The sequence below is a fragment of the Vibrio metschnikovii CIP 69.14 genome, from assembly GCF_000176155.1.
Classification (GTDB): domain Bacteria; phylum Pseudomonadota; class Gammaproteobacteria; order Enterobacterales; family Vibrionaceae; genus Vibrio; species Vibrio metschnikovii.
The window spans coordinates 1571456-1596257 of record NZ_ACZO01000006.1 but is presented as its reverse complement, the minus strand read 5'-3'; the positions used below and the strand labels follow the sequence as shown (position 1 = coordinate 1596257).

The 24802-nt window shown below is 44.3% G+C and carries 20 protein-coding genes, 1 pseudogene and 1 other annotated feature (1 of these 22 only partly in view); of the genes and pseudogenes, 17 read left to right on the top strand and 4 right to left on the bottom strand.

Annotated features, from left to right (window positions below; translation table 11 throughout):
* Positions 1 to 16, top strand: a sequence feature (Thr leader region) (it extends 105 nt beyond the left edge of the window).
* Between the two features lie 32 nt (positions 17 to 48).
* Genes thrA through thrC form a run of 3 tightly spaced genes read left to right on the top strand, consistent with a single transcriptional unit; the run spans position 49 to position 4757 of the window.
* Positions 49 to 2508, top strand: a complete 2460-nt coding sequence (thrA, locus tag VIB_RS10545; protein ID WP_004395924.1) for a bifunctional aspartate kinase/homoserine dehydrogenase I — start codon at positions 49 to 51, stop codon at positions 2506 to 2508.
* 18 nt (positions 2509 to 2526) lie between these two features.
* Positions 2527 to 3483, top strand: a complete 957-nt coding sequence (thrB, locus tag VIB_RS10540; RefSeq protein ID WP_004395923.1) for a homoserine kinase — start codon at positions 2527 to 2529, stop codon at positions 3481 to 3483.
* The gene (gene thrC / locus VIB_RS10535) at positions 3480 to 4757 is read left to right on the top strand and encodes a threonine synthase (protein ID WP_004395922.1); all 1278 of its coding nucleotides are present in this window, start codon (positions 3480 to 3482) and stop codon (positions 4755 to 4757) included. Before thrB ends, thrC begins: the two co-directional genes overlap by 4 nt.
* A gap of 125 nt (positions 4758 to 4882) precedes the next feature.
* Here thrC and grcA read toward each other — a convergent pair whose 3' ends face one another.
* Positions 4883 to 5260: an autonomous glycyl radical cofactor GrcA gene (gene grcA, locus VIB_RS10530; protein WP_004395921.1), complete on the bottom strand. Its 378-nt coding sequence runs from the start codon at positions 5258 to 5260 to the stop codon at positions 4883 to 4885.
* Between the two features lie 326 nt (positions 5261 to 5586).
* On the opposite strand from grcA, the gene nfo reads away from it, so the two are divergent.
* The 3 genes from nfo (at position 5587) to VIB_RS10515 (ending at position 7884) form a co-directional block, all read left to right on the top strand.
* Entirely contained in the window at positions 5587 to 6471 is an 885-nt protein-coding gene (gene nfo / locus VIB_RS10525) for a deoxyribonuclease IV (protein ID WP_004395920.1), read from the top strand.
* 83 nt (positions 6472 to 6554) lie between these two features.
* Positions 6555 to 7235, top strand: coding sequence for a uracil-DNA glycosylase (gene ung, locus VIB_RS10520; protein ID WP_004395919.1), 681 nt, complete (start codon positions 6555 to 6557; stop codon positions 7233 to 7235).
* Between the two features lie 97 nt (positions 7236 to 7332).
* Entirely contained in the window at positions 7333 to 7884 is a 552-nt protein-coding gene (locus VIB_RS10515) for a hemerythrin domain-containing protein (protein ID WP_004395918.1), read from the top strand.
* Positions 7885 to 8089: 205 nt separating this feature from the next.
* Here VIB_RS10515 and VIB_RS10510 read toward each other — a convergent pair whose 3' ends face one another.
* Complete coding sequence (locus tag VIB_RS10510) at positions 8090 to 8269, bottom strand: DUF3545 family protein (RefSeq protein ID WP_004395917.1); 180 nt, start codon at positions 8267 to 8269, stop codon at positions 8090 to 8092.
* 898 nt (positions 8270 to 9167) lie between these two features.
* On the opposite strand from VIB_RS10510, the gene VIB_RS10500 reads away from it, so the two are divergent.
* The 9 genes from VIB_RS10500 (at position 9168) to deoD (ending at position 19000) form a co-directional block, all read left to right on the top strand.
* Positions 9168 to 10595, top strand: coding sequence for an alanine/glycine:cation symporter family protein (locus VIB_RS10500; protein WP_040904666.1), 1428 nt, complete (start codon positions 9168 to 9170; stop codon positions 10593 to 10595).
* A gap of 160 nt (positions 10596 to 10755) precedes the next feature.
* Complete coding sequence (yaaA, locus tag VIB_RS10495; protein WP_004395915.1) at positions 10756 to 11529, top strand: peroxide stress protein YaaA; 774 nt, start codon at positions 10756 to 10758, stop codon at positions 11527 to 11529.
* Positions 11530 to 11556: 27 nt separating this feature from the next.
* Positions 11557 to 11745, top strand: coding sequence for a hypothetical protein (locus tag VIB_RS10490; RefSeq protein WP_040904665.1), 189 nt, complete (start codon positions 11557 to 11559; stop codon positions 11743 to 11745).
* Between the two features lie 11 nt (positions 11746 to 11756).
* On the top strand, positions 11757 to 12563 hold the full coding sequence (locus tag VIB_RS10485; protein WP_004395913.1) for a TatD family hydrolase: 807 nt from the start codon (positions 11757 to 11759) through the stop codon (positions 12561 to 12563).
* 180 nt (positions 12564 to 12743) lie between these two features.
* Positions 12744 to 14000 carry a NupC/NupG family nucleoside CNT transporter gene (locus VIB_RS10480; RefSeq protein ID WP_004395912.1) on the top strand — a complete coding sequence of 419 codons (1257 nt, stop codon included), beginning with the start codon at positions 12744 to 12746 and terminating at the stop codon, positions 13998 to 14000.
* A 588-nt stretch (positions 14001 to 14588) separates the two neighbouring features.
* The gene (gene deoC, locus VIB_RS10475) at positions 14589 to 15365 is read left to right on the top strand and encodes a deoxyribose-phosphate aldolase (RefSeq protein ID WP_004395911.1); all 777 of its coding nucleotides are present in this window, start codon (positions 14589 to 14591) and stop codon (positions 15363 to 15365) included.
* Positions 15366 to 15559: 194 nt separating this feature from the next.
* Positions 15560 to 16903 (top strand): thymidine phosphorylase, encoded by a 1344-nt coding sequence (deoA, locus tag VIB_RS10470; RefSeq protein WP_004395910.1) that lies wholly within the window; start codon positions 15560 to 15562, stop codon positions 16901 to 16903.
* Between the two features lie 18 nt (positions 16904 to 16921).
* Complete coding sequence (locus VIB_RS10465) at positions 16922 to 18142, top strand: phosphopentomutase (protein WP_004395909.1); 1221 nt, start codon at positions 16922 to 16924, stop codon at positions 18140 to 18142.
* A gap of 132 nt (positions 18143 to 18274) precedes the next feature.
* Entirely contained in the window at positions 18275 to 19000 is a 726-nt protein-coding gene (deoD, locus tag VIB_RS10460; RefSeq protein WP_004395908.1) for a purine-nucleoside phosphorylase, read from the top strand.
* A 140-nt stretch (positions 19001 to 19140) separates the two neighbouring features.
* Here deoD and VIB_RS10455 read toward each other — a convergent pair whose 3' ends face one another.
* Positions 19141 to 19752 carry a YtjB family periplasmic protein gene (locus VIB_RS10455; protein WP_004395907.1) on the bottom strand — a complete coding sequence of 204 codons (612 nt, stop codon included), beginning with the start codon at positions 19750 to 19752 and terminating at the stop codon, positions 19141 to 19143.
* A 100-nt stretch (positions 19753 to 19852) separates the two neighbouring features.
* Between VIB_RS10455 and serB the strand changes: the two genes are divergently transcribed.
* A complete protein-coding gene (gene serB / locus VIB_RS10450) occupies positions 19853 to 20833 on the top strand; it encodes a phosphoserine phosphatase (protein ID WP_004395906.1) in 981 nt (326 codons plus the stop codon).
* A gap of 79 nt (positions 20834 to 20912) precedes the next feature.
* Here serB and VIB_RS10445 read toward each other — a convergent pair.
* A pseudogene (locus tag VIB_RS10445) lies at positions 20913 to 23244 on the bottom strand (PilZ domain-containing protein).
* 151 nt (positions 23245 to 23395) lie between these two features.
* Here VIB_RS10445 and radA point away from each other — a divergent pair.
* Positions 23396 to 24775: a DNA repair protein RadA gene (gene radA / locus VIB_RS10440; RefSeq protein WP_004395905.1), complete on the top strand. Its 1380-nt coding sequence runs from the start codon at positions 23396 to 23398 to the stop codon at positions 24773 to 24775.
* Positions 24776 to 24802: the final 27 nt, after the last annotated feature.

Sequence of the window (24802 nt, the reverse complement as noted above, 5' to 3'; positions counted from 1 at the left end):
TACAGGCCTTTTTTTATACCTATTATTTTGACGAGTTTGGAGAAAGGGATGCGAGTATTAAAATTTGGAGGTTCATCATTAGCGGATGCTGAACGTCTATTGAGAGCGGCCGATATTATCGTTAACAATGCTCAACAAGAAGACGTGGCCATTGTGCTTTCAGCACCGGGTAAAACCACCAATAAGCTAGTGGCGATTATCGATACGGCGTTACGTCATGGTGATGTTGAAAGGCAAGTGCTTGAACTGGAACAGTCATTCCAACGTTTGTTTAGTGATATTCAAGCTCAGCTCCCCAAGATAGACGGCGCTGCTTATCATCGACAAGTAGAGCAATCTATGACTCAACTGCGTCAGTTTGTGCATGGTATTCATCTGTTAGGCATGTGTCCTGATAATGTGAATGCGCGGATCATCAGTAAAGGTGAGCGTATTTCTATACAGCTAATGAAAGCGGTCATCCAAGCCAAAGGTTTAGCGGTCAATTTAATTGATCCAGTTCAGTATCTCATCGCTAAAGGTGATTATCTGGAAGCCATGGTCGATGTTGAACTTTCGACACAAAACTTTTTACAGTCCCCATTACCCAAGCAACATGTCCATATCATGCCTGGTTTCACCGCAGGTAATAAAAAGGGTGAGCTGGTTTGTTTAGGGCGTAATGGATCGGATTATTCTGCCGCAGTATTGGCGGCGTGTTTACGCGCAGAATGTTGTGAAATCTGGACCGACGTTGATGGCGTGTATAACTGTGACCCTCGTTTGGTTGCCGATGCTCGCTTACTCAAGTCGCTTAGCTATCAAGAAGCAATGGAGTTGTCTTATTTTGGTGCTTCGGTGTTGCACCCCAAAACTATCGCCCCAATCGCTCAATTCCATATCCCATGTTTGATCAAAAACAGCTTTAATCCGCAAGGGGCGGGGACATTAATTGGTCAAGATACGGGTGAAGATCAACTGGCGATCAAAGGCATCACGACCTTGAATCATTTGACCATGGTTAACGTATCCGGACCGGGTATGAAGGGCATGGTTGGTATGGCGAGTCGTGTATTCGGTGCAATGTCTACTGCTGGGGTATCGATTGTCTTGATCACTCAGTCGTCTTCTGAATACAGCATTAGCTTTTGTATTGAAGCCCAAGATAAACGGTTAGCTCAACAAGCATTAGCCGAAGCATTTGAGTTGGAACTAAAAGAAGGCTTGTTGGAGCCGGTTGAGTTTATGAACGATTTGTCGATCATTACATTGGTTGGTGATGGCATGCGCACCTCACGTGGCGTGGCGGCACAATTTTTTGCTTCGTTAACCGAAGCACATGTCAACATTGTTGCCATTGCTCAAGGCTCTTCCGAACGAGCGATTTCTGCGGTGATCCCAGAAGATAAAGTCTCACCTGCAATTAAAGCGTGTCACGAAAATTTGTTTAACTCAAAACATTTCCTTGATGTGTTTGTGGTTGGCATCGGTGGTGTTGGCGGTGAACTGGTGGATCAAATTTATCGTCAACAAACCAAACTTGCTGCCAAAGGTATCGTGATCCGCGTCTGTGGTTTAGCGAATAGTAAAGGGTTATTACTCGATGCTGACGGCCTGCCATTAGAGCATTGGCGAGACAGAATGAGCGCCGCGACGGAGGCTTTCTCTTTAGCCAATTTAACCGCTCTGGTTCAACGCAATCATATTATTAATCCAGTATTAGTCGATTGTACGTCTAGCGAAGTGATTGCTAGTCAATACGCCGATTTTCTTGCCGCAGGCTTTCATGTGGTGACGCCTAATAAAAAAGCCAATACAGGTAGCATGGCTTACTATCAGCAATTACGTAATGTAGCTCGTCAGTCGCGCCGTAAATTAATGTATGAAACTACCGTCGGTGCTGGTCTACCGGTTATTGAAAATTTACAAAACTTGATTGCTGCAGGGGATGAACTTGAGCAATTTAACGGTATTTTATCCGGTTCTCTCTCGTTTATTTTTGGTAAATTGGATGAGGGACTGACTTTTAGTCAGGCGACGTTATTAGCCAAAGAGAAAGGCTTTACTGAGCCGGATCCCCGAGATGATTTGTCTGGGATTGATGTAGCGCGTAAGTTACTAATTTTGGCTCGTGAATCTGGTTTAGCGCTTGAACTGAATGATGTGGAGGTTGAGCCAGCTTTACCACCGGGTTTTGATGCTTCAGGCAGTGTTGAAGCGTTTATTGCTCGTTTACCACAAGCTGACCACTATTTTGCACAGTTAGTTGATCAAGCGCGTCAGCAAGGCCGTGTACTTCGCTACGTAGCAGAAATTTGCGCTGGGCGTTGCCAAGTTCGTCTCGCGATGGTTGATGAAAACGACCCGATGTTTAAAGTCAAAGACGGTGAGAATGCACTGGCATTTTACAGCCGTTATTATCAGCCGATCCCGTTGGTACTTCGTGGCTATGGTGCTGGTACTGAGGTCACAGCTGCGGGTGTTTTTGCCGATGTGATGCGGACATTAGGCTGGAAGTTAGGGGTTTAAGCGATGAGTTCAAGTGATATGAGTGTAGTAGTTTACGCGCCAGCCTCGATTGGGAATGTGAGCGTCGGTTTTGATGTTCTGGGTGCCGCCGTCTCTCCGATTGATGGCAGTTTATTAGGCGACCGAGTGTGCGTTCAAGCGGGAAGCCTGCCTTTTGAACTCAAAACCGCGGGGCGCTTTGTCGATAAACTGCCTAGCGATCCTGAGCAAAATATTGTTTATGACTGTTGGACGGTATTTGTTCGTGAATTAACCATCAAGCAGATCTCCGTAAAGCCTCTCGTGATGACCCTAGAGAAAAACATGCCGATTGGATCTGGACTTGGTTCTAGCGCTTGTTCAATTGTTGCCGCGCTCGATGCCTTAAATCGCTTTCATGGCCAACCATTGAACGAGACTGAATTACTGGCATTAATGGGGGAAATGGAAGGAAAAATCTCCGGTGGCATTCATTATGATAATGTCGCACCATGCTACTTAGGTGGCTTGCAGTTGATGATTGAGGAGCAAGGCATAATCAGCCAACCTGTACCGGGTTTTGATCAGTGGTTTTGGGTCATGGCTTACCCTGGGATTAAAGTTTCAACCGCTGAAGCTCGGGCTATTTTACCCGCTCAATATCGTCGTCAAGATGTGATTGCTCATGGCCGTCATCTGGCTGGCTTTATCCATGCCTGCCATACTCAGCAACCGGAATTGGCTGCCACGATGATCAAAGATGTGATTGCTGAGCCATATCGTGAAAAACTGTTACCTGGTTTTAGCCAAGCCCGCGAGTATGCCAAATCTGCCGGGGCTCTGGTCACGGGGATCTCAGGTAGCGGGCCAACTTTATTTAGTATTTGTCAGCAGCAAGACGTTGCCGAGCGCGTTGCGAAGTGGCTTGAAAAAAATTATTTACAAAATGAACAAGGATTCGTGCATATTTGTCGTCTAGACAAGCAAGGATCACAAGTAACAGGAAGTCAATTATGAAGCTGTACAACATCAAAGAAAATGATCAACAAGTCTCTTTTGCCCAAGCCGTTCGCCAAGGCTTAGGTCGTAATCAGGGGTTGTTTTTCCCTGCTGAGTTACCTAAATTTAGTGATATTGACGCGCTATTAGATGAAGATTTTATCTCGCGTAGCAGTAAAATTTTATCTGCGTTAATTGGTGATGAACTGGCCGCGGAAAAAGTGACTGAGATGGTCAATCAGGCGTTCCAATTTCCCGCGCCGATTAAAGCGATCAACCAAGATATTTATGCATTAGAGCTTTTTCATGGACCGACGCTAGCGTTTAAAGATTTTGGTGGCCGCTTCATGGCTCAATCTCTCGCGGCGGTCTCTGATGGCGGTAAAATTACTATTCTCACTGCGACATCCGGTGATACAGGAGCGGCTGTTGCCCATGCTTTTTATGGTATGCCTAACATTAATGTGGTGATTTTGTACCCGAAAGGAAAAATTAGTCCGTTACAAGAAAAGCTATTTTGTACCCTAGGCGGCAACATTCATACCATTGCGGTAAACGGTGACTTTGATGCTTGCCAAGCACTAGTCAAGCAAGCCTTTGATGATGCCGATCTGCGTCAGCAAATCGGCCTTAATTCAGCTAACTCGATTAATATTAGTCGCTTAATGGCGCAAATTTGTTATTACTTTGAAGCGGTTGCTCAGCTTAGTAAAGCGGAGCGAGAAAACTTAGTCATCAGTGTCCCTAGCGGTAATTTTGGTAATTTGACGGCTGGCTTATTTGCTAAAGCCATGGGGTTACCGGTCAAACGTTTTATCGCCGCAACTAATGCCAATGATACCGTGCCACGTTATCTTGAGACGGGAAAATGGGATCCGAAACCAACCGTCGCCACCACCGCCAATGCGATGGATGTGAGTCAGCCGAACAACTGGCCACGTATTGAAGAGCTATGTCGATTACAAAGCTGGGGTTTAGATACGTTAGGTAAAGGCTCAGTCTTGGATAATGAAAGCGCTCAAGCGGTACAAGAACTCAATGAGCTTGGCTATTTGTGTGAGCCACATGGCGCGATTGGTTATCGTCTCTTAACTCAGCAATTACAACCAGGTGAAACCGGGTTATTTTTATGTACCGCGCATCCTGCGAAGTTTAAAGAAGTGGTTGATGATATTTTAGGTAGCGATATTGATCTTCCTGCCCCGCTTGCTAAACATGCCGTGATGACTTTGCTTTCTGAACAGCTTGATGCGGATTTTGCGCAATTAAAAGCGCGCTTAGTGGCTTTGTAATATTGAGTTTACGCTTGAACTGTCATGCAAAGTCGTGTCGGAATAAATAGAAAACGGCGTCTATAGTCATAGACGCCGTTTTTATATTCAGGGTTATCATATCAAGATAACCACTCAACTCACGATTATAGTGATTCAGTAAAAGTACGTGCAATCACATCGCGTTGTTGTTCGGTCGTCAGTGAGTTAAAACGCACAGCATAACCAGAAACACGAATGGTTAATTGTGGGTATTTTTCTGGGTTAGCGACGGCATCTTCTAACGTTTCACGTTTTAGTACGTTAACGTTTAGGTGTTGGCCACCTTCAATACGAGGAGTGGTTTCAACAGCCACTTCACGACTTTCATAATCGCCAAATTCGCTCAGCGCAACGACTTGGTCTGCTTCATAGCCTTTGACTGCCGCTACGCAGCGTGCTTGATTGGTTTGGCTATCGATCAGCCAGATAGAGTTAAGCAGGTCGTCATTGGCGGCTTTAGTGATTTGGATACCTTGGATCATTACTGTCTCCTTGCCCACTGAATGTGGCATTATTGGTGTTAATTTTCAATACGTGTTGAGCTGGGTATTATATAGCTTATATCCCCACTTTAAGTATTGATTTGGGTCAAAAAACATCAATATTGCTTGTTTTTGAATCGGCTGTAGAATTGATCTCAATCAATAAGTTGATAATAAACAATGAGTCCATTTATTTTTTGAATGTTTAAAATAAATTTTAATCTTGTTTTCTTGTAAAATTACTACATTTTTAGGTGTGTTTTTAGCCTGTATTACGTAGCATCAGACAGTTATCTAAATAAAACTGAAAGTAAAAAAGTGACTCAATGACAAGTACGATAGAACCTTCAAAAACCAAATATTTTGGTGCTCATGTCTCTGCTGCTGGTGGTGTTGATCAAGCGCCGATCCGCGCTCACCAAATAGGAGCGAATGCTTTTGCCTTATTTACTAAAAATCAGCGCCAATGGGCGGCTAAGCCTTTAGATATCGAGACGATAAAAGCGTTTAAAGCCAATTGCGCACGACTAGGTTTTAACCATGACCACATTTTGCCGCATGATTCTTATTTGATTAATTTAGGCGCACCAGAGGTGGATAAGCTTGCCAAATCAAGAGCGGCGTTTATTGATGAGATGCAACGTTGCCGACAATTAGGATTATCACTACTCAATTTTCATCCGGGTAGTCATTTGAAGCAAATCTCTGAAAGTGAATGCCTTCGTCATATTGCTCAATCGATAAACTTAGCTCATCAGGCCGTTCCTGACGTTGTTGCGGTGATTGAAAACACGGCCGGTCAGGGGAGCAATTTAGGTTGGCGTTTTGAGCAGCTTGCCGAAATCATCGAACAAGTGGATGATCAATCGAGAGTCGGCGTTTGCCTTGATACATGCCATACCTTTGCCGCGGGTTATGATTTACGAACTAAAGCCGATTGTGAGCAGACTTTCGCACTTTTTGATCAGATCGTTGGTATGCATTATTTGCGTGCCATGCATATTAATGATTCAAAATCCCCCTTGGGTAGCCGAGTCGATCGTCATCACTCATTAGGGCAGGGTGAGATTGGGTGGACATGCTTTGAGTATATCGCTCAAGATGGCCGATTTAATGGTATCCCTTTGATTTTAGAAACGATTGATCCCGATATCTGGGCGCAAGAAATTCAAACACTACGAGATTATCATCACCAAGCGTTGTCGGTTTGATCAATCTAGTCGATCTGCCTATCTGCAATCGGAGGTCGTTTGAGTATACAATGGGCTGACTATTCATATTATAGGGCTTTTTTATGGGGCAATCATTGACTTGGCATGAGGTTATTGGTCATGAAAAACAGCAAGGCTATTTTAAAAATACGCTAGCCTTTGTTGAACAAGAAAGACGGTCTGGAAAAGTAATTTATCCTCCGGCAGCAGAGGTTTTTAACGCTTTTCGTTTAACGGAATTTCATGATGTTAAGGTAGTGATTCTTGGTCAGGATCCTTACCATGGGCCAAACCAAGCTCATGGTCTTTGTTTTTCGGTGTTACCACAAGTTAAGACGCCGCCTTCATTAGTGAATATATATAAAGAGCTGGCACAAGATATCAGAGGGTTTAGCATTCCGAACCATGGCTACCTAAAAAGTTGGGCCGATCAAGGCGTTCTTCTACTCAATACTGTATTAACCGTCGAGCAGGGTAAGGCTCACTCTCATGCCAATAGTGGCTGGGAAACGTTTACTGATCGTGTCATTGAAGCATTAAATCAACACGGACAAGGGATTGTCTTTTTATTATGGGGAGCTCATGCACAAAAAAAAGGCAAGATGATCGATCGTCAGCGTCATCATGTTTTAGAGGCCCCGCATCCTTCCCCCCTCTCTGCCCATCGTGGTTTTTTAGGCTGCAAACACTTCTCAATGACGAATCAATTACTTGAACAGCAAGGTAAGCAAGCTATCGATTGGCAACCGAAATTGGATGTCTGAGAGCGCGAGATCTTGAAGGGTTGGCTGTTTTTTGAGCTATACTGAACAATCAAACCAAAGAATACGATTGGTTTACGATCAGTCAGGGAGGCTCATCATGATGTTAGAAAGGATCCGTCGCGAACATGAGTACATGGCTCGTCTACTCACCATACTGCGCGAAAAGTTACAGTTGCTCAATACAGAGCAGCTGATCAACTATAGTCTGATTAAAGAAATTGTTGATTATTTAGGCTCTCATTCTCAATCAGTTCATCACCCGAAAGAGAATGTGCTTTATCACTACTATCAGCAGAACTACCCCACGACTCCGATGGTCGAAAACTTGGAGCAAGAACATGAGTTGCTGGCTGAGCAGACGCAAGCATTTTTGTTGATCGTAGAAATGATTTTGCAAGATGCTGTCGTGCCTCAAGATGTCTTTATCGAAAAATTGACCGATTTTATTGAACAGCAGCAGCGTCACCTAGAGTTAGAAGAGCAGTCGGTTTTTCCATTGATTGAAGATGCTTTTAGTATTTCAGATTGGCAGCAGGTTGAATCTATCTGGAGTGGCCACGAAGATGATCCTGTCTTTGGCGAAACCATCGCTGATCGATTCACCCAGTTGGCTCGGCGAGTCAGGAAAAGTGAGTCAGAGTGCATTTAGATAATAAGATGACCATCAATAATAAGGCGCACCGAATAGCTGAGTGCGCCTTATTACATATCCCCTTCCTACTTGAAGCTGCAGGAGGGGATGTCTACGTTCGTTCGCCCCAATCATAGAGTCTATCTATGCTCATAGGGACTCACTGCTCATGGGGACTCACTCACTTGCCGCCTACCTGCAACTCCAAGTTGTTTGGGTATAGTTACAGTTTTATGCTGTCGAGATCCAAGCAGACATCCATATCAAGTAGCTCTTTCTCTAAGCGTTTTTTATCCCGTATTGCTTCAATTTCTCTCCACATTCGTTTCACTGGTTTACTGCGGCTAGCGCGAATCTTGGTCATTTCCATGTCTAGTAGTTGATCAAAGTGCAAGTCATCCATAAGCAAGCCTCATTGTCATAAGTCATTCTCCCTCTCCACTGCATACCGCCATAGCTTCGCTGATGAGATACTCGTTCATTAAAGAGCACAACGGACGGCATCTATCGCAGGTATCCTGTGGGTTGGGTCTACATCGTAAACATCATGCTAGATATTCCCTTCCTACTTGAAGTTACAGCACTTAAGTTAAGATCTTACATCAACCAGCTTGTTTTATGATGTAAGTCCGCGCTGCATCTCATTGCGATTTGGGTATAGCATATGAAACTTAATCTTAGCCATGATTCATTTCTCATTTATGACTTTTTATCGATTGAACGGCTTTTTTTTCGTTGTTCTTTCACATTTTTGAACTTTTTTCTGTACAAAAAAGACGCAACCGATTCGCGCAAACGTTTTTATTGCCAGAAAAATCTTGTTAATAAAACGTTACATTTAACGCTAGCAATTGACTGCTTGATGATTTATTGCTCGCTTGGTTGTGTTTTATGACATTTTACTGACAAAAAATTCAGTCATGCACTGTGATAGCTAGATTCTCAGCCAATGAGATTAGGATTATGCAACATGAGGTTTGTGCGGTTTTTTTATTCTGTTTTGTTGGTATTTTGTTTGTTTTTTATTGGTTTTTTTGGGGTTTAATGGTCGCGTTTGTGTTAATAAATGGTGACTTTATAGTAAAAAATAACATAAAGATGAGTTGTGTTGCATATTGATTTTTGCTGATTGAGGTAGCATTATCCGCCCGTCAAAAAATTTACTGCATTATTTTAACGACCTAAAAAGTGTTGAATCACGCTTAATGGCTCCCGTAATACGAATTATTTTCTGGGATGCTCATTCACCTTTTCGTGCTGATCGGCTGGTCAACTCAACACACATTCTAAGAGAGGTTCTTGTGACAGACTTAATTAATTTAATGAACGACCTGCTTTGGGGATCGATTCTGGTTTATCTTTTAGTCGGGGTAGGGATTTACTTTACGGTCCGTTTAGGATTTATCCAGTTTCGTCATTTCGGTCATATGTTCAGTGTATTGAGAAACAGCCGAAAATCAGACCAATCTGGTATCTCTTCTTTCCAAGCCTTATGCACCAGCTTAGCGGCTCGTGTTGGTACCGGTAATATGGCCGGGGTTGCGGTCGCTTTGACATTAGGTGGTCCTGGTGCCATTTTTTGGATGTGGATGACGGCGATGCTTGGTATGGCGACGTCTTTCGCGGAAAGTACTCTAGCTCAGCTGTATAAAACCCGTGATAGAGATGGAAACTATCGTGGTGGTCCCGCTTATTACATGGAAAAAGGCTTAGGCATGCGTTGGATGGGCGTGCTGTTTTCTATCTTCCTTATCATCGCTTTCGGTTTAGTGTTCAATGCAGTGCAAGCCAATTCGATTTCCAGTGCGATGCACACTGCTTTTGGTTTTGATCCGCTTTATGTTGGCATCGCGATTGTTTTAATCTCTTCGTTTGTGATTTTTGGTGGGATTCGTAAGATTGCTCGTACTGCCGAGCTGATTGTACCGATCATGGCCTTGGCCTATATTTTGATTGCTATGGTCGTGGTGATCCTAAACATCGAAAAGTTACCGTCAGTACTAAGCTTAGTATTTAGAAGCGCGTTTGGTTTAGAGCAAGCGGCGGCAGGTGGCTTAGGCTATGCGATTGCTCAAGCAATGATTCATGGTGTTAAACGCGGGTTATTTTCGAACGAAGCGGGCATGGGCTCGGCACCTAACGCGGCAGCTTCTGCCACGCCTTATCCTCCGCATCCAGCCTCACAAGGATACGTACAGATGCTTGGGGTTTTCGTTGATACGATAGTCATCTGTTCGGCGACCGTTGCGATCATTCTTATGTCTGGAGAGTATGTTCCTCACGGTGAAATTACCGGTATTGAGCTTACCCAGCGTGCACTGAGTTCACAAGTTGGTGATTGGGGAAGTATTTTTATTGCCTTAGCGATTTTCTTCTTCGCCTTTACCTCCATTATTGCCAATTACTCTTATGCTGAAACCAACCTGATTTTCCTTGAGCATAATAATAAAAAAGGCTTGGTGGTTTTTCGAATGATCGTGCTGGGCATGGTGATGTTCGGTTCGCTTGCGACATTACCTACCGTTTGGTCGATGGCTGATGTTACGATGGGCTTGATGGCGATTGTCAACTTAATTGCGATTTTGCTGCTCTCTGGAACGGTGGTTAAATTGGCGAAAGACTACAACCGTCAACTGAAAGCCGGTAAGTTACCAACCTTTGATGCCAACGATTACCCAGAGCTAAAATCTCAGCTAGAAGACGGGATTTGGGATAGCAAAAGCAAATAATCGTTAAGAATTACCCTTTATGATGATTTGCCATTGAAAGTGGTTAAGCCTATCGTTAGGCCCAATGAATAAGATAGAAAAAGCCATGCAGACAATGTGTGGCTTTTTTTGTTAATCTAACGATTCAACTCTCTAAGTAAAACGATATTAGGATAGAACAATGCTGATTGTGGTTTCTCCTGCTAAAACCCTTGATTATGAATCGCCTTTACCAAGTCAAGAGCACACTCAACCGGAACTGATCGAGCACTCCAAGCTGCTGATTGACGTCTGTCGTCAATTAACACCTGACGATATTTCAGCATTAATGAAAGTCAGTGATACGATTGCTGGATTAAACGTCGCTCGTTTTGCACAGTGGAGTGAGCAGTTTAGCTTGGACAACGCCCGCCAAGCGATTTTCGCTTTTAAAGGCGATGTATATACCGGTCTTGATGCTCAGAGCTTATCTGAAGAGAGTTTGCGATTTGCTCAGCAGCATTTACGTATGTTATCAGGCTTATATGGTTTACTTAAGCCGCTCGATTTAATGCAGCCTTATCGTTTAGAAATGGGCACCAAATTAACCAATCCTCGAGGCAGTAATTTGTATCAATTTTGGGGTTCTATTATTACCGATAAGCTGAATCAAGAGATTGAAGCGCAAGGTGATAATGTACTGATCAATTTGGCGTCTAATGAATATTTTAAAGCGGTGAAAACCAATCAGCTTGATGCACAAGTGATCACGCCAATTTTTAAAGATGCCAAAAACGGACAATATAAAGTGATCAGTTTTTATGCTAAAAAAGCTCGCGGCATGATGGCGCGTTATATTATTGATAATCAAGTCACCTCGGTTGAAGAGCTGACCCATTTCACCACCGCTGGCTATTACTTTGTACCTCAAGAGTCGAGCCCTACCGAGCTGGTCTTTAAGCGTGAAGAGCAATAAAACCACGATGATTTTGTGGAATAATAGATGGCATTAACCACAGACGCTGGAGAGGGAAAAACCATGTGGCAATGGCTAAAACAGACACTGGCTCGCTACGATGCATGGTGTCAACAGATGGGGTTAACGCCCGAACAAAAGCGCAGTTGTGTGGCTTATCGAGCGGATCCAGCGCGTCGTACTGAGCGTGATGGTTCATCCGATTCGCGCGCTTAAGGTATAGTACTGTGCAATTATTTGATACCCACTGTCACTTGGACTTACCTGTTTTTGAATCGACATTAGCCAGCGACTTAGCTCAAGCTAAAACGCAAGGCGTTGAGCGTTTTCTCATTCCATCGACAAGTCTTGAGAGCTGGGCGAGAATTGAGCAGTTAGTGTCACGCGACTCAGATTGTATTTTCTATGCGCTTGGCATTCACCCTCATTTTATTCCTTTATCAACTCCTGCCCAATTATTACAACAATTAGAGCATAAGCTTTCGGTTGCTCAGCACGCCTGTGTGGCGATTGGCGAATGTGGTTTGGATGCGCTGATTGATCAACCCGCAGAGCGTCAAGAAGCACTCCTGATTGGACAGCTTTCCATCGCTCAAGCTTTTCAGAAGCCAGTCATTCTTCATAGTCGTAAAACCCATCAGCGGCTCATACAGATGATAAAGCAGATGAAATTTACCCAAGGTGGTGTTTTACACGCGTTTTCAGGCAGTAGGCAAGAGGCGAAGCAGTTTATTGATTTAGGGTTTAAATTAGGCGTAGGCGGTGTGATTACTTATCCAAGAGCCAATAAAACGCGTCAAGCTATTGCTTCGGTATCGATTGAAGACTTAGTGCTTGAAACCGATGCACCGGATATGCCGCTATTGGGCTATCAAGGTCAAGCTAATTGTCCTTTACGACTGCCTTTGGTGCTGCGGGAGTTGGCCAGGTTACATCAAACAGAGCCTGAGCAGATTGCGCCCATTATTTGGCAAACCAGCCATAGGTTGTTTGGTCTTTCTACCGCCGATGAGCGTGATGAGAGTAACAAATAAGTTTATCAATAGTGATTCGTGTCACATAAGTGTGTGAATGGATTATTAATCTTATAAGAAAGTGTGAGGAAGGCATTATTTTATTGTGGTTGAGATAAGTATAATCGCTTCGCTTTTGAGCTCTATTTTGCCACACGCCAACACCTAATTAACTTCTAACTTATAAGGAAGCCATAAACTATGAGCCTGTTTATGAGCCTAATCGGAATGGTTGTATTACTGGGAATCGCAGTATTACTCTCATCAAACCGTAAAGCTATCAATATCAGAACCGTGGGTGGTGCTTTTGCTATCCAATTTTCCCTTGGCGCATTCATTTTGTATGTACCATGGGGTCAGGAACTCCTTCGTGGTCTCTCTGACGCAGTGTCGAATGTTATCAACTATGGTAATAACGGTACTGAGTTTATGTTTGGTGGCCTAGTTTCTGGTAAAATGTTTGAAGTATTTGGTGGCGGAGGCTTCATCTTTGCTTTTCGCGTACTACCAACACTTATTTTCTTCTCTGCATTAATCTCAGTTCTGTATTACCTCGGCGTTATGCAATGGGTTATCCGAATTTTAGGTGGTGCGTTACAGAAAGCATTAGGCACTTCTCGCGCAGAATCAATGTCAGCGGCTGCGAACATTTTCGTTGGTCAAACCGAAGCACCACTTGTGGTTCGTCCGTTTGTACCTAAGATGACGCAATCTGAACTGTTTGCGGTGATGTGTGGTGGTCTAGCTTCTATTGCTGGTGGTGTTCTAGCGGGTTACGCATCAATGGGCGTGCCAATTGAATACTTAGTTGCGGCATCATTCATGGCGGCACCAGGTGGTCTACTGTTTGCTAAAATCATCATGCCTGAAACCGATAAACCGGTTGATCAAATCGAAGGTATCGAAGCGGCTGAAGCTGATAAACCAGCTAACGTGATTGATGCGGCGGCAGGCGGTGCTTCAGCTGGTCTGCAACTAGCACTAAACGTTGGTGCGATGTTAATTGCTTTCATCGGTTTGATCGCTCTTATCAACGGTATGCTTGGTGGTATCGGTGGTTGGTTCGGTATGCCAGAGCTGACACTAGAGATGATTCTAGGTCTTGTTTTTGCTCCACTTGCATTCCTATTGGGTGTGCCATGGGCGGAAGCGACTATCGCTGGTGAGTTTATCGGTCTAAAAACCGTTGCTAACGAATTCGTAGCTTACTCTCAATTTGCACCGTACCTAAGTGATGCAGCACCAGTTGTACTGACTGAGAAAACCAAAGCGATCATCTCCTTTGCATTGTGTGGTTTTGCTAACTTATCTTCAATTGCGATTTTGTTGGGTGGTTTAGGTAGCTTGGCTCCTTCACGCCGTGGTGATATCGCTCGTATGGGTATCAAGGCTGTGGTTGCTGGTACGCTATCTAACTTGATGGCAGCAACCATTGCTGGCCTATTCCTTTCTTTCTAATTTAGTAAAGAAAACGATATAGACGCCATTTAACACAACCCCGTAGCAAGAGATTGCTGCGGGGTTTTTCTGTTTTGTTGACCAAGAAAACACAGTTCCTTGTCTTTCACACGATAAGGTTCGCTAAGACAGTTTAATAAATGAATTGTCCATGATGGATGATAACGATTATTTTGAGATACAAACCGTTTGCTCTGAGTGTTGTGCTAGGGTTTTGTTGCGAAGAGTTATACTGTAGATCACAGCTTATTCGCCTTTATATGCCCCCAATATTGTGACAATAAAACGAGTGATGGATTCACGGTTTTTATTATCGAACAAGGGTGAAGCAGAGCATCAGAGCGATCGATTGTAATGGAAGCTTGTGGCATAACCATCAACTTCCAACAAGTGGTTGCTTGAGCAATATTGTGTACCGCAATCACAGACGGTTATGCCATAAAGCTTATTGGCATTGTGCGGTGACAGGGATAGCAATTGGTGCAAAACACCGAGTCTTCAAGGAACCAAGTCCGTTCATTTTGTGACTATGTCGAGTGACGTCTTACTCACTAGTCAATGAATTGAATATATTGATCGGAGATAGAAATGAGCGATTTAAAAGCCGCAGCGCTACGCGCACTGAAATTGATGGATTTAACCACATTAAATGATGACGATACGGACGCCAAAGTGATCCAGCTCTGTCATGATGCAAAAAGCCCAGTAGGTAATACGGCGGCGATCTGTATCTACCCACGTTTTATTCCTATTGCTAAGAAGACCCTTCGTGAGCAAGGTACTCCAGAGATTCGCATTGCCACAGTCACCAATTTTCCACACGGTAATGATGATATTGACATCGCGGTGGCTGAAACCAAAGCCGCGGTTGCTTATGGTGCTGATGAGGTTGACGTCGTATTCCCATACCGAGCTTTGATTGCTGGCAATGAACAAGTCGGTTTTGAACTGGTTAAGCAGTGCAAACAAGCTTGCGGTGATATTTTACTGAAAGTCATCATCGAGACGGGTGAGTTAAAACAAGAAGCCTTAATCAAGAAAGCTTCACAAATCAGTATCGAAGCGGGTGCGGATTTTATCAAAACCTCAACCGGTAAAGTGCCTGTCAATGCGACACCTGAGTATGCGCGCATGATGCTTGAAGTGATCCGTGATTTAGGCGTTGCGAAACAGGTAGGTTTTAAACCTGCCGGTGGTGTACGTACCGCAGAAGATGCCGCGCAATATTTAGCCATGGCAGATGACATTCTTGGCCAAGGTTGGGCTGATAGCCGCCATTATCGCTTCGGCGCTTCGAGTCTGTTAACTAACTTATTAAATACGTTAGAGGTGACCGATCAACAAGCCGATCCTAGCGCTTATTAATCATTAACGAGCAAGTAAGTAGTGCTAAGCATTACTTACTTTGTTTTTCCCTCGATAATTTCAGCATCTGCAAAGTGCTAAGCAGAAGACTTCATACAGCGAAGTGTGAGTCCAATTAACAATGGTGCTAACCATTAAGACATGCGATTTTAAAGAGGGCCTGAAAGATTAGCAAAAGCATCTAGGAGGCTTATATGTCTACATCTAATGTATTCTTACCACAAGAAATTATTCGTAGAAAACGCGATGGTGAAGTTTTAACGCGCGATGAAATTTATTTTTTCATCCAAGGTGTGGCTGATAATAGCGTTTCAGAAGGGCAAATTGCTGCCTTTGCGATGGCCATTTATTTTCAAGAAATGACCATGCCAGAGCGTATAGCACTGACTTGTGCGATGCGTGACTCGGGAATGGTTATCGACTGGGCGCACATGAATTTTGATGGCCCGATCGTGGATAAACACTCTACCGGTGGCGTTGGCGATGTGACGTCATTAATGCTCGGCCCTATGGTGGCCGCTTGTGGTGGCTACGTTCCTATGATCTCTGGGCGAGGCTTGGGGCACACCGGCGGTACGCTAGATAAGCTAGAAGCGATCCCCGGCTACAACATTATGCCCAGTAATGAGCTGTTTGGTGAGGTGACCAAACACGCTGGCGTCGCGATCATTGGTCAAACCGGCAATTTAGCACCAGCGGATAAACGGGTATATGCGACCCGTGATATCACCGCCACGGTGGACAATATCTCGTTGATTACTGCATCGATTTTATCGAAAAAGCTCGCAGCAGGTCTAGATGCCTTAGTGATGGACGTCAAAGTCGGTTCAGGTGCGTTTATGCCAACCTATCAAGCGTCTGAAGAGTTAGCGAAATCGATTGTTGCGGTGGCGAACGGTGCTGGCACCAATACTACGGCTATTTTAACCGATATGAATCAAGTATTGGCTTCATCGGCAGGTAATGCTCTCGAGGTTCGTGAAGCGGTTCGTTTCTTAACCGGTGAATATCGCAACCCGCGTTTATTAGAAGTGACCATGGCCTCGTGCATCGAGATGTTATTGTTAGCCAAATTAGCCAAAGATCCTCAAGAAGCGCGCACTAAATTACAAACCGTGCTCGATAATGGACAAGCGGCAGAGCGATTTGGAAAGATGGTCGCAGGACTCGGCGGTCCGAATGACTTTGTTGAACACTACGACCGTTATTTAGAAAAAGCCGAGGTGGTAAAACCCGTTTATGCGCAGCAAGCCGGCGTAGTTTCTGCCATGGACACGCGCGCGATTGGTATGGCGGTCGTGAGTATGGGCGGCGGACGCCGAGTGGCGACCGATACTATTGACTATGCGGTCGGCTTTGATCAATTCATTCGTTTAGGTGAAATAGCTGATAGCAATAAACCACTGGCGGTGATTCATGCCCGCAATGAAGAACAGTGGGAGGTTGCTGCGAAAGCACTTCAACAAGCCGTTAAGATTGGCGGCAATTATCAAGAAACTCCGGAAATCTATCGTCAAATTCGACCTGAAGATGTGTAACTCCGGTGAGGAAAAGTAATGAAAAGAGCATTTATTTTAGTATTAGATTCATTTGGTATTGGCGCCGCTCCAGACGCTGAAAAGTTTGGTGATGTTGGCGCTGATACCTTAGGTCACATTGCCGAGCAGTGCCAACAAGGTAAAGCGGATAATGCGGATCGCCAAGGGCCTTTACGTTTGCCTAATCTTTCTAAGTTAGGCTTAGCAATGGCGCACAAAGAAGCCACAGGACAATTTGCGCCAGGCTTAGATCAAAACGCAGATATTATTGGCGCTTACGGACACGCTGCTGAACTTTCTTCTGGTAAAGATACACCATCGGGACACTGGGAAATTGCTGGTGTACCAGTGCTATTTGAATGGGGCTATTTCAGTGACAAAGAAAACAGTTTTCCTACTGAGCTAACCGACCGCATTTTAAAGCGTGCCGGTTTGGATGGTTTCCTTGGCAATTGTCATGCCTCTGGTACTCAAGTGCTTGATGATTTGGGTGAAGAGCATATGGCGACAGGTAAGCCAATTTTCTACACGTCAGCGGATTCAGTGTTTCAGATTGCCTGTCATGAAGAGACTTTCGGCTTAGACCGCCTGCTTGAACTGTGCCAGATTGCTCGTGAAGAGTTAGAAGATTATAACATTGGTCGAGTGATCGCCCGTCCATTTACCGGTCCTGGTAAAGGACAATTTGCTCGTACTGGTAACCGCCGTGATTTATCTTTAGAGCCACCTGCAACTACCGTATTGCAAAAACTGCTTGAAGAGCGACAAGGTGAAGTGGTTTCGATTGGTAAGATAGCTGATATTTATGCTAACTGTGGGATCAGTAAAAAAGTGAAAGCCAACGGTATTCCTGCTTTGTTTGATGCCACATTAGAGCAAATTGAACAAGCGGGTGATAACACGATAGTCTTCACTAACTTTGTTGATTTTGATTCTGCTTATGGTCACCGCCGAGATGTCGCCGGTTACGCGGCAGCATTAGAGTATTTTGATCAGCGTCTGCCAGAAATTCTTGATCAGATGCAAGAGCAAGATGTACTGATTTTAACCGCTGACCATGGCTGCGATCCTACTTGGCCAGGCACCGATCATACACGCGAATTCATTCCAGTGATCGTCTATGGTCAAAAAGTAGCGCCGGGTAGCCTTGGCCACCGTGAAACCTTTGCTGATATTGGTCAGAGTTTAGCGAGTTATTTTGCTACTTCACCAATGGATTACGGAAAATCCTTTTTGTAACATCACCTGCAGTGCTGGAATAGAAGACTGTATTTTATGATTGGTTTTGCTATTAGCAAAGCTAAGCCTACTGTTCAATTGTGTTGCTCGACTGACTGGGCAACACAATCACCAAGATAAAGAGGAAAAGACATGGCAACTCCACACATTAATGCTCAACTGGGTGATTTCGCTGACGTTGTTTTAATGCCAGGTGATCCACTACGCGCTAAATACATCGCAGAGACTTTTTTAGATGATGTCGTTCAGGTATGTGATGTGCGTAACATGTTCGGCTATACGGGCAGCTATAAGGGCCGTAAAGTTTCAGTGATGGGCCACGGTATGGGCATTCCTTCATGCTCGATTTATGTGACTGAACTCATCAAAGATTACGGCGTGAAAAAGATCATTCGTGTTGGTAGCTGTGGCGCTGTGAATGAAGAGATCAAATTACGCGATGTTGTGATTGGTATGGGCGCTTGCACGGATTCAAAAGTGAATCGTATCCGCTTTAAAGATCATGATTTTGCTGCGATTGCTGATTATAAAATGGTCAAGGCAGCAGAAGAAGCTGCGAAAGCTCGTGGCGTGGACGTTAAAGTCGGAAACCTATTCTCAGCAGAGCTGTTTTATACTCCCGATCCAAGTATGTTCGATGTGATGGATAAATATGGCATCCTTGGCGTTGAGATGGAAGCGGCTGGGATTTATGGCGTTGCCGCTGAATACGGCGCAAAAGCACTGGCTATCTGCACGGTTTCTGATCATATTAAAACCGGTGAGCAAACCACCTCTGAAGAGCGTCAAAATACCTTTAATGAAATGATTGAAATTGCGTTAGATTCCATTTTAATTGGCGATCAAGCCGGGTATTAATTAATCTTGATTCTGACGCCCGTTATACCGCTTCGATAGAGACAGTTAAGCGTTATATTCTGCGTCATTTGTCCCGATGAGTTAAGTCTATCTTTACTCATCGGGATCTTCGCGCTTTGGTGATTGTGATCGTTTAATCGCTAAACGTGCTTAAGCAGCACATTTTCTACTTTCTGCTCTTTCGGTCTAAATTGACGACGCAACAAGAGAGTGATCAAAACCCCACCAGTAAAGCTCATCAATAACATTAAATACATGTATCGATCGCTTTTTCGATAGTGATGATCAGAAATTGCCGTTACTCGGCCCGTTTCAAACGTTAAGCGGACAAAACCAATAACGCTGCCATCATACAAGACCGGCTCAACCAGTTGTTGACGGCCAATACTGGCCGTTTGTAGTGGTGTATCTAGCCCTAATATCTCTCGAACACTGAGTGCTCCGTCACTTGCGGCTAGCTTAACGCCTTCAGCATCATAGATTGTCGCATCAAACACTAAACGTTCTTGAGCAAGTTGATTGGTGAGTGCCAGTAATCGCTCTTGATCTTGTTCTGCGAGCATGCTGCTGGCCGACAGGGAGGCTTGATTGATTAACACTTTCGTTAAGGTTTCTAATTGATTGGCTTGAATGCGCTCATTGCCTTTACTGATCACAACGCTATTTTGAATCGTGAACACCGACATGCCCATCAATAGCACAACGGTTAAGCTGCGCACGACGACACGAAATGAAAACAGTGAGCTATCCATAGATCGTAAACCTAAAAAATGACATTTCGCTCATATTGAGACTTGCGTTTTTAAATTGCAATAGGGTAACGTCAGGGAATCATAGTTAAGGAAGCGAAACATGGATGCTGTAAAACCCCTCTCAATTAGAAAACATACGACGCTGCTGAATCGCTACCCAGAAACGCGAGAGAGTAGCGCTCTTGATAAGTCCCACGCTAATTGGATTATTTTTGCTCAGCCACTGACTCCTGCTCATTTTATGGATATTGAGCAATGGAGTGGTCAAGGATTAGTGATAGTTGATACATGGAAAGTCGGCAATTATGATGTCGCTTTAATGGCGGGAGAGCTCGACGCTGCGCTAGAACCTATTCTACAACAATTACACTTGGATTATGCTCGAATCGACGAAGTGCCTGATCTGTCTAAACCCGGCTTGATCGTCTTGGATATGGACTCCACAGCGATTCAAATTGAGTGTATTGATGAAATTGCCAAATTAGCGGGTGTTGGTGATGAGGTCGCTCAGGTAACGGAGCGAGCCATGCAAGGTGAGCTGGATTTCGAGCAGAGTTTACGTCAGCGAGTCGCCAAGCTCAAAGGCGCGGATGCGGCAATCCTTGAAAAGGTACGCAACGATTTACCCTTGATGCCTGAATTGCCGGAGTTACTCATCACCCTACAAGCGATGGGCTGGAAAACCGCGATAGCCTCCGGTGGCTTTACCTATTTTTCGGATCACCTGCAACAGTTGTTATCGTTAGATTATGCGCAGTCCAATCAATTAGAAATCATCAATAATCAACTGAGTGGCAAAGTGAAGGGCGAGATTGTAGGAGCGCAAACTAAGGCAGAGATTGTTTTAAAACTTGCTCAGCAGTTTGATATTGAATTGCATAATACCGTTGCAGTAGGAGATGGGGCGAATGACTTAGTGATGATGGAGGTGGCTGGACTCGGGATTGCCTATCATGCGAAACCAAAAGTAGAGGCGAAAGCACAAACGGCGGTACGTTTTGCAAGCTTAGGTGGTGTATTGTGTATTCTTTCGGCGGGTCTGATTAGACAGCAAAAGATCAGTTGGAAAAGTCAGCCTTAAGTGCAGAGTGGGAGTCTATTTTTACACTATGTGTGATGGATTCCCACAAACGCTTTGCTGAGAGGGCAGGCGTTCTGACTTAGTCCGTGAGCTCCAGTCGAGTGATCACCTCTTGCGTGATATCGGTTAATTCGCAATAACCGACAATCGCACTGAGTTCTTTTTCTAAGGCTTTGGCATCGTTTAAGCTAACTAATAGTAATTGATTGAGATCTTCGCGCAGTAAGGTGGTCATCGGTTCAAATACCGGCGAACCAGAAATACGCAATGCATAAAACTCGCCCGTTTCTCTTGCTCTACGAATAAATTGAATGCGTTCTTTGATACTACTAAATTCACTTTTCAAACAAGATTCTACCGACTGAATACGATCAGCAAACTTGACCACTGCAATATAGATTTCATGATGCTGAGGTTCGGCACCATCAATCCGTCTCATCGGCGAAGCGAGTAGAGTATTGGTGTGGTTTTTAAAGATAGGTTCAAGGGAAAAACAACCATCTTGTCCGAGTTTAGCCAATAACATGAGGTGAGCGGGTAGTGGAAAATTAACGCCAATCACTCGTGGTCGCAAATTCGCGCCAGGTTTATCAACGAAAATCGGTGAACAAACCATTTTGTCTAACAACAGATCATGCAAGCCCTCTAAGAGAGAGGGGGCTCGGTAACTGCTCTTTTTGCGGTAACAATTTGTCTTGATTATGCTCGATAAGAGAATTAAAAAACGCAATGCTTTTGATGGTTGCGGATGTCTCTTCAATCTTTAATTGTAAACGTCGCCCTTCAGGACTAATCCGAACCACTTGATAAGGTAGGGCATCCAAGGGTAACTTTTCATCGTAGCGTTTTAGTTCAGTAAAATTCACCTGCAGTTTATCACCAGCTTTGAGTGCCACTGGAGCATTAAGAATCAGATTTAATCCATGCTTAGAGAGATCAACACTCAATCCTTCCCCTAATACTTGCTGTTGATCTTTTAGCTGTAATGGCGTTCGAAAGCGGTAGCGAAGTTCTTTACGTCGAGAGCAAGCATCAAAATACACTCCTAACGGTTGACCGATCACTTGGCGGCTATGACGAAAAGGATTCAACGCACTGCCAGGTAGAGGGGGTTTTGCTACCAGTAGATAATCTTGTGCTGAACTGATATCGGCAATTTCTTGTAAAATCCCACAATGCGTTAGCTGACTGGAGTGCTCTAATAATTCTTCGGAATGGTTGGCTAGCTCGGCTCGCTCTTCGGCTGACAATTCAAAAACCGATAAACGGAACGCTTTCCAACTGTCTTTTTTTGCGCCAATATGCCAGAACAGTTTTCGTTGCTCTGCTGAGGCTTCGGGCATGAACATCGAGAAAAACAACGTTTTATCCTGATACTCATGTTTAAACGAGTACAGTACGTTACTGCAATTTTTCACGCCCGGTTGTGTGAGCAGCCCCATCCGTTCAGCATTAAATAAGCTGCCCAAACTCTGCTGATTTCGTTCATCATGCCAGTATTGCCAAATAGGACGATTGTTTTCCGTCAGCAGTACCAATTTCAGTTGGTTGCCACTAAAAAACAGCGGTAAATGGCCTGTGTGTTTGAGATAGACGTGCTCATAGCCACGGGTGCGAGCGCGAATGATTTTATCTTGGTTATCGTGACGGTTTTTCTTAATATTACTAGCTAGTGACTCGGCAATCACGTTATCGATTAATGTCGTCTCAGTAATACGTAATGCCCGCAAGTATTTCACCGCATTGTTTTCATAGGAATCATCAATAGCCAGTATGCGGTATTCAATCGGTTGATTTAAGCCAGGAATATCGAGCGATTTTTCCAGTTCAGTGAATTGTGCTTTAAACGTTTGTCCGGATTTATAGTTAAATGCCGCGGGTACTTTAAATTTTGCGCCTGAAGGCGAGAGATCCAGTGTTACTGCATGAATGGCTTGATTATTAAGAGTGATCAAGACTTGGCTATTTAGGCTGAGGCGATTTTCTTTGCGTTTTAAATCATAGCCCAGTTTAATGATCTCAGCTTGGAAGCTTTTGGATGCTTTATTAGTGGCTTGATCGGTTTTGGTGTTATCCCGTTGGCTGATTCGCGCTTTGCAAACCGTTTCCCAAACCCCTTCAGTATAACCAGAAAACTTTTTTACCCCTTTTTGGTAATCATTTAATGCAATATCATCTAACCAGTGTTTAAAACCGTCGATTTCATATTCTCGACACTCAGTATCAACTCGGCTGCGTAAATCAATGGTTTTTTTACACGGCGCCATCAGTCGATTGAGTTCCATTTTTATCAATAGTTTAGCAGAGGCAGGCTGCCCATCCGTGATCTGAGAGAGGATGAACTCAAAGTCCGGAGAGCGATAGACCGGAATGAGTTTTTCAGTGAAAGAGAGAATGTCAGATTGCTGCATACTTTTCTGTTAAAGTTAGGTTCTTGAATGATATCGGCATCATGCAGTTAATCTTTAACGATAACCGAAGTAAAATGTAGGCACAGTTGTCCGTTTCGTTAAGATAGCGCAAGCGGCTAAGTTACCATTTTTAATTAAGTATTGAGGATTCATGGTTAAAGCAAAACGAGCCTATGTATGTAATGAGTGTGGGGCAGATTTTCCGCGCTGGCAAGGTCAATGTAATGCATGTGGGGCTTGGAACACCATTTCTGAAGTTCGTTTAGCCGCTTCCCCTCAAGTTGCTCGCCATGAACGATTATCCGGTTATGCGGGAAATGCTACGCAAACGAGTGTGCAAACGTTAGCCGAAATCAACTTACAAGAAGTGCCTCGTTTTAGCAGTGGCTTTAAAGAGTTTGACCGAGTGCTAGGCGGAGGTGTGGTACCAGGGGCTGCTATTCTGATTGGCGGCAGTCCAGGGGCTGGTAAATCGACGTTACTTTTACAGACCATGTGTTTGCTTTCTGCGCAGATGCCAACTTTATACGTCACTGGAGAAGAGTCATTACAGCAAGTTGCGATGCGTGCCGCCCGTTTAGGGTTACCCAAAGAACACCTGAAAATGCTTTCCGAAACCAACGTCGATCGTATTTGCCAAATTGCCGAGCAAGAGCAACCGAGAATAATGGTTATCGACTCGATTCAAGTTATGCACGTCGCCGATGTGCAATCCTCTCCGGGCAGTGTCGCTCAGGTTCGCGAATCGGCGACGGCCTTAACTCGCTATGCCAAACAAAATAATGTTGCGGTGTTTATCGTTGGTCATGTGACTAAAGATGGCACTCTTGCTGGCCCTAAAGTGCTTGAGCATATTATTGACTGTTCGGTGTTGCTTGATGGGGGCGCTGATAGTCGTTTTCGTACCCTTCGTAGTCATAAAAACCGTTTTGGTGCGGTGAACGAACTGGGTGTATTTGCAATGACTGGGCAGGGATTAAAAGAGGTCAGTAACCCTTCGGCGATATTCCTGTCGCGTGGTGAAGAAGCGACCTCCGGTAGTTCGGTTATGGTGGTTTGGGAAGGTACCCGTCCGCTTTTAGTCGAAATTCAAGCATTGGTCGATTACTCTCAATTGGCCAATCCACGTCGTGTTGCGGTTGGCTTAGAGCAAAATAGGCTCTCTTTGTTACTGGCTGTATTGCATAAGCATGGTGGTTTGCAAATGGCCGACCAAGATGTTTTTGTCAATGTCGTTGGTGGCGTAAAAGTTACCGAAACCAGTGCAGACCTCGCCCTGTTAATGGCACTACTGTCTAGCTTTCGTGATAAGCCGTTACCTAAAGATGTGGTGGTTTTTGGCGAAGTGGGATTAGCTGGGGAAATTCGTCCGGTGCCGAGTGGGCAAGAGCGTCTTAACGAGGCGCTCAAACATGGATTTAGCCGCGCAATTGTTCCAATGGCCAATATGCCCAAGGGCGGGATTTCTGGTATGCAAATTCATGGCGTGCGAAAACTTTCCGAAGCGATTGCCGCTTTTGATGAGCTGTGATAGCAAAATAAACAATGCGTATGTGTT

Coding starts and splice junctions, on each gene's coding strand:
- VIB_RS10480 (WP_004395912.1), top strand. CDS start 12,744: ATGAGCCTGTTTATGAGCCTAATCGGAATGGTTGTATTACTGGGAATC.
- deoC (WP_004395911.1), top strand. CDS start 14,589: ATGAGCGATTTAAAAGCCGCAGCGCTACGCGCACTGAAATTGATGGAT.
- serB (WP_004395906.1), top strand. CDS start 19,853: ATGGATGCTGTAAAACCCCTCTCAATTAGAAAACATACGACGCTGCTG.
- radA (WP_004395905.1), top strand. CDS start 23,396: ATGGTTAAAGCAAAACGAGCCTATGTATGTAATGAGTGTGGGGCAGAT.
- grcA (WP_004395921.1), bottom strand. CDS start 5,260: ATGATCCAAGGTATCCAAATCACTAAAGCCGCCAATGACGACCTGCTT.
- ung (WP_004395919.1), top strand. CDS start 6,555: ATGGGGCAATCATTGACTTGGCATGAGGTTATTGGTCATGAAAAACAG.
- deoD (WP_004395908.1), top strand. CDS start 18,275: ATGGCAACTCCACACATTAATGCTCAACTGGGTGATTTCGCTGACGTT.
- thrC (WP_004395922.1), top strand. CDS start 3,480: ATGAAGCTGTACAACATCAAAGAAAATGATCAACAAGTCTCTTTTGCC.
- thrB (WP_004395923.1), top strand. CDS start 2,527: ATGAGTGTAGTAGTTTACGCGCCAGCCTCGATTGGGAATGTGAGCGTC.
- VIB_RS10455 (WP_004395907.1), bottom strand. CDS start 19,752: ATGGATAGCTCACTGTTTTCATTTCGTGTCGTCGTGCGCAGCTTAACC.
- nfo (WP_004395920.1), top strand. CDS start 5,587: ATGACAAGTACGATAGAACCTTCAAAAACCAAATATTTTGGTGCTCAT.
- thrA (WP_004395924.1), top strand. CDS start 49: ATGCGAGTATTAAAATTTGGAGGTTCATCATTAGCGGATGCTGAACGT.
- VIB_RS10510 (WP_004395917.1), bottom strand. CDS start 8,269: ATGGATGACTTGCACTTTGATCAACTACTAGACATGGAAATGACCAAG.
- deoA (WP_004395910.1), top strand. CDS start 15,560: ATGTCTACATCTAATGTATTCTTACCACAAGAAATTATTCGTAGAAAA.
- VIB_RS10465 (WP_004395909.1), top strand. CDS start 16,922: ATGAAAAGAGCATTTATTTTAGTATTAGATTCATTTGGTATTGGCGCC.
- VIB_RS10490 (WP_040904665.1), top strand. CDS start 11,557: ATGGCATTAACCACAGACGCTGGAGAGGGAAAAACCATGTGGCAATGG.
- yaaA (WP_004395915.1), top strand. CDS start 10,756: ATGCTGATTGTGGTTTCTCCTGCTAAAACCCTTGATTATGAATCGCCT.
- VIB_RS10515 (WP_004395918.1), top strand. CDS start 7,333: ATGATGTTAGAAAGGATCCGTCGCGAACATGAGTACATGGCTCGTCTA.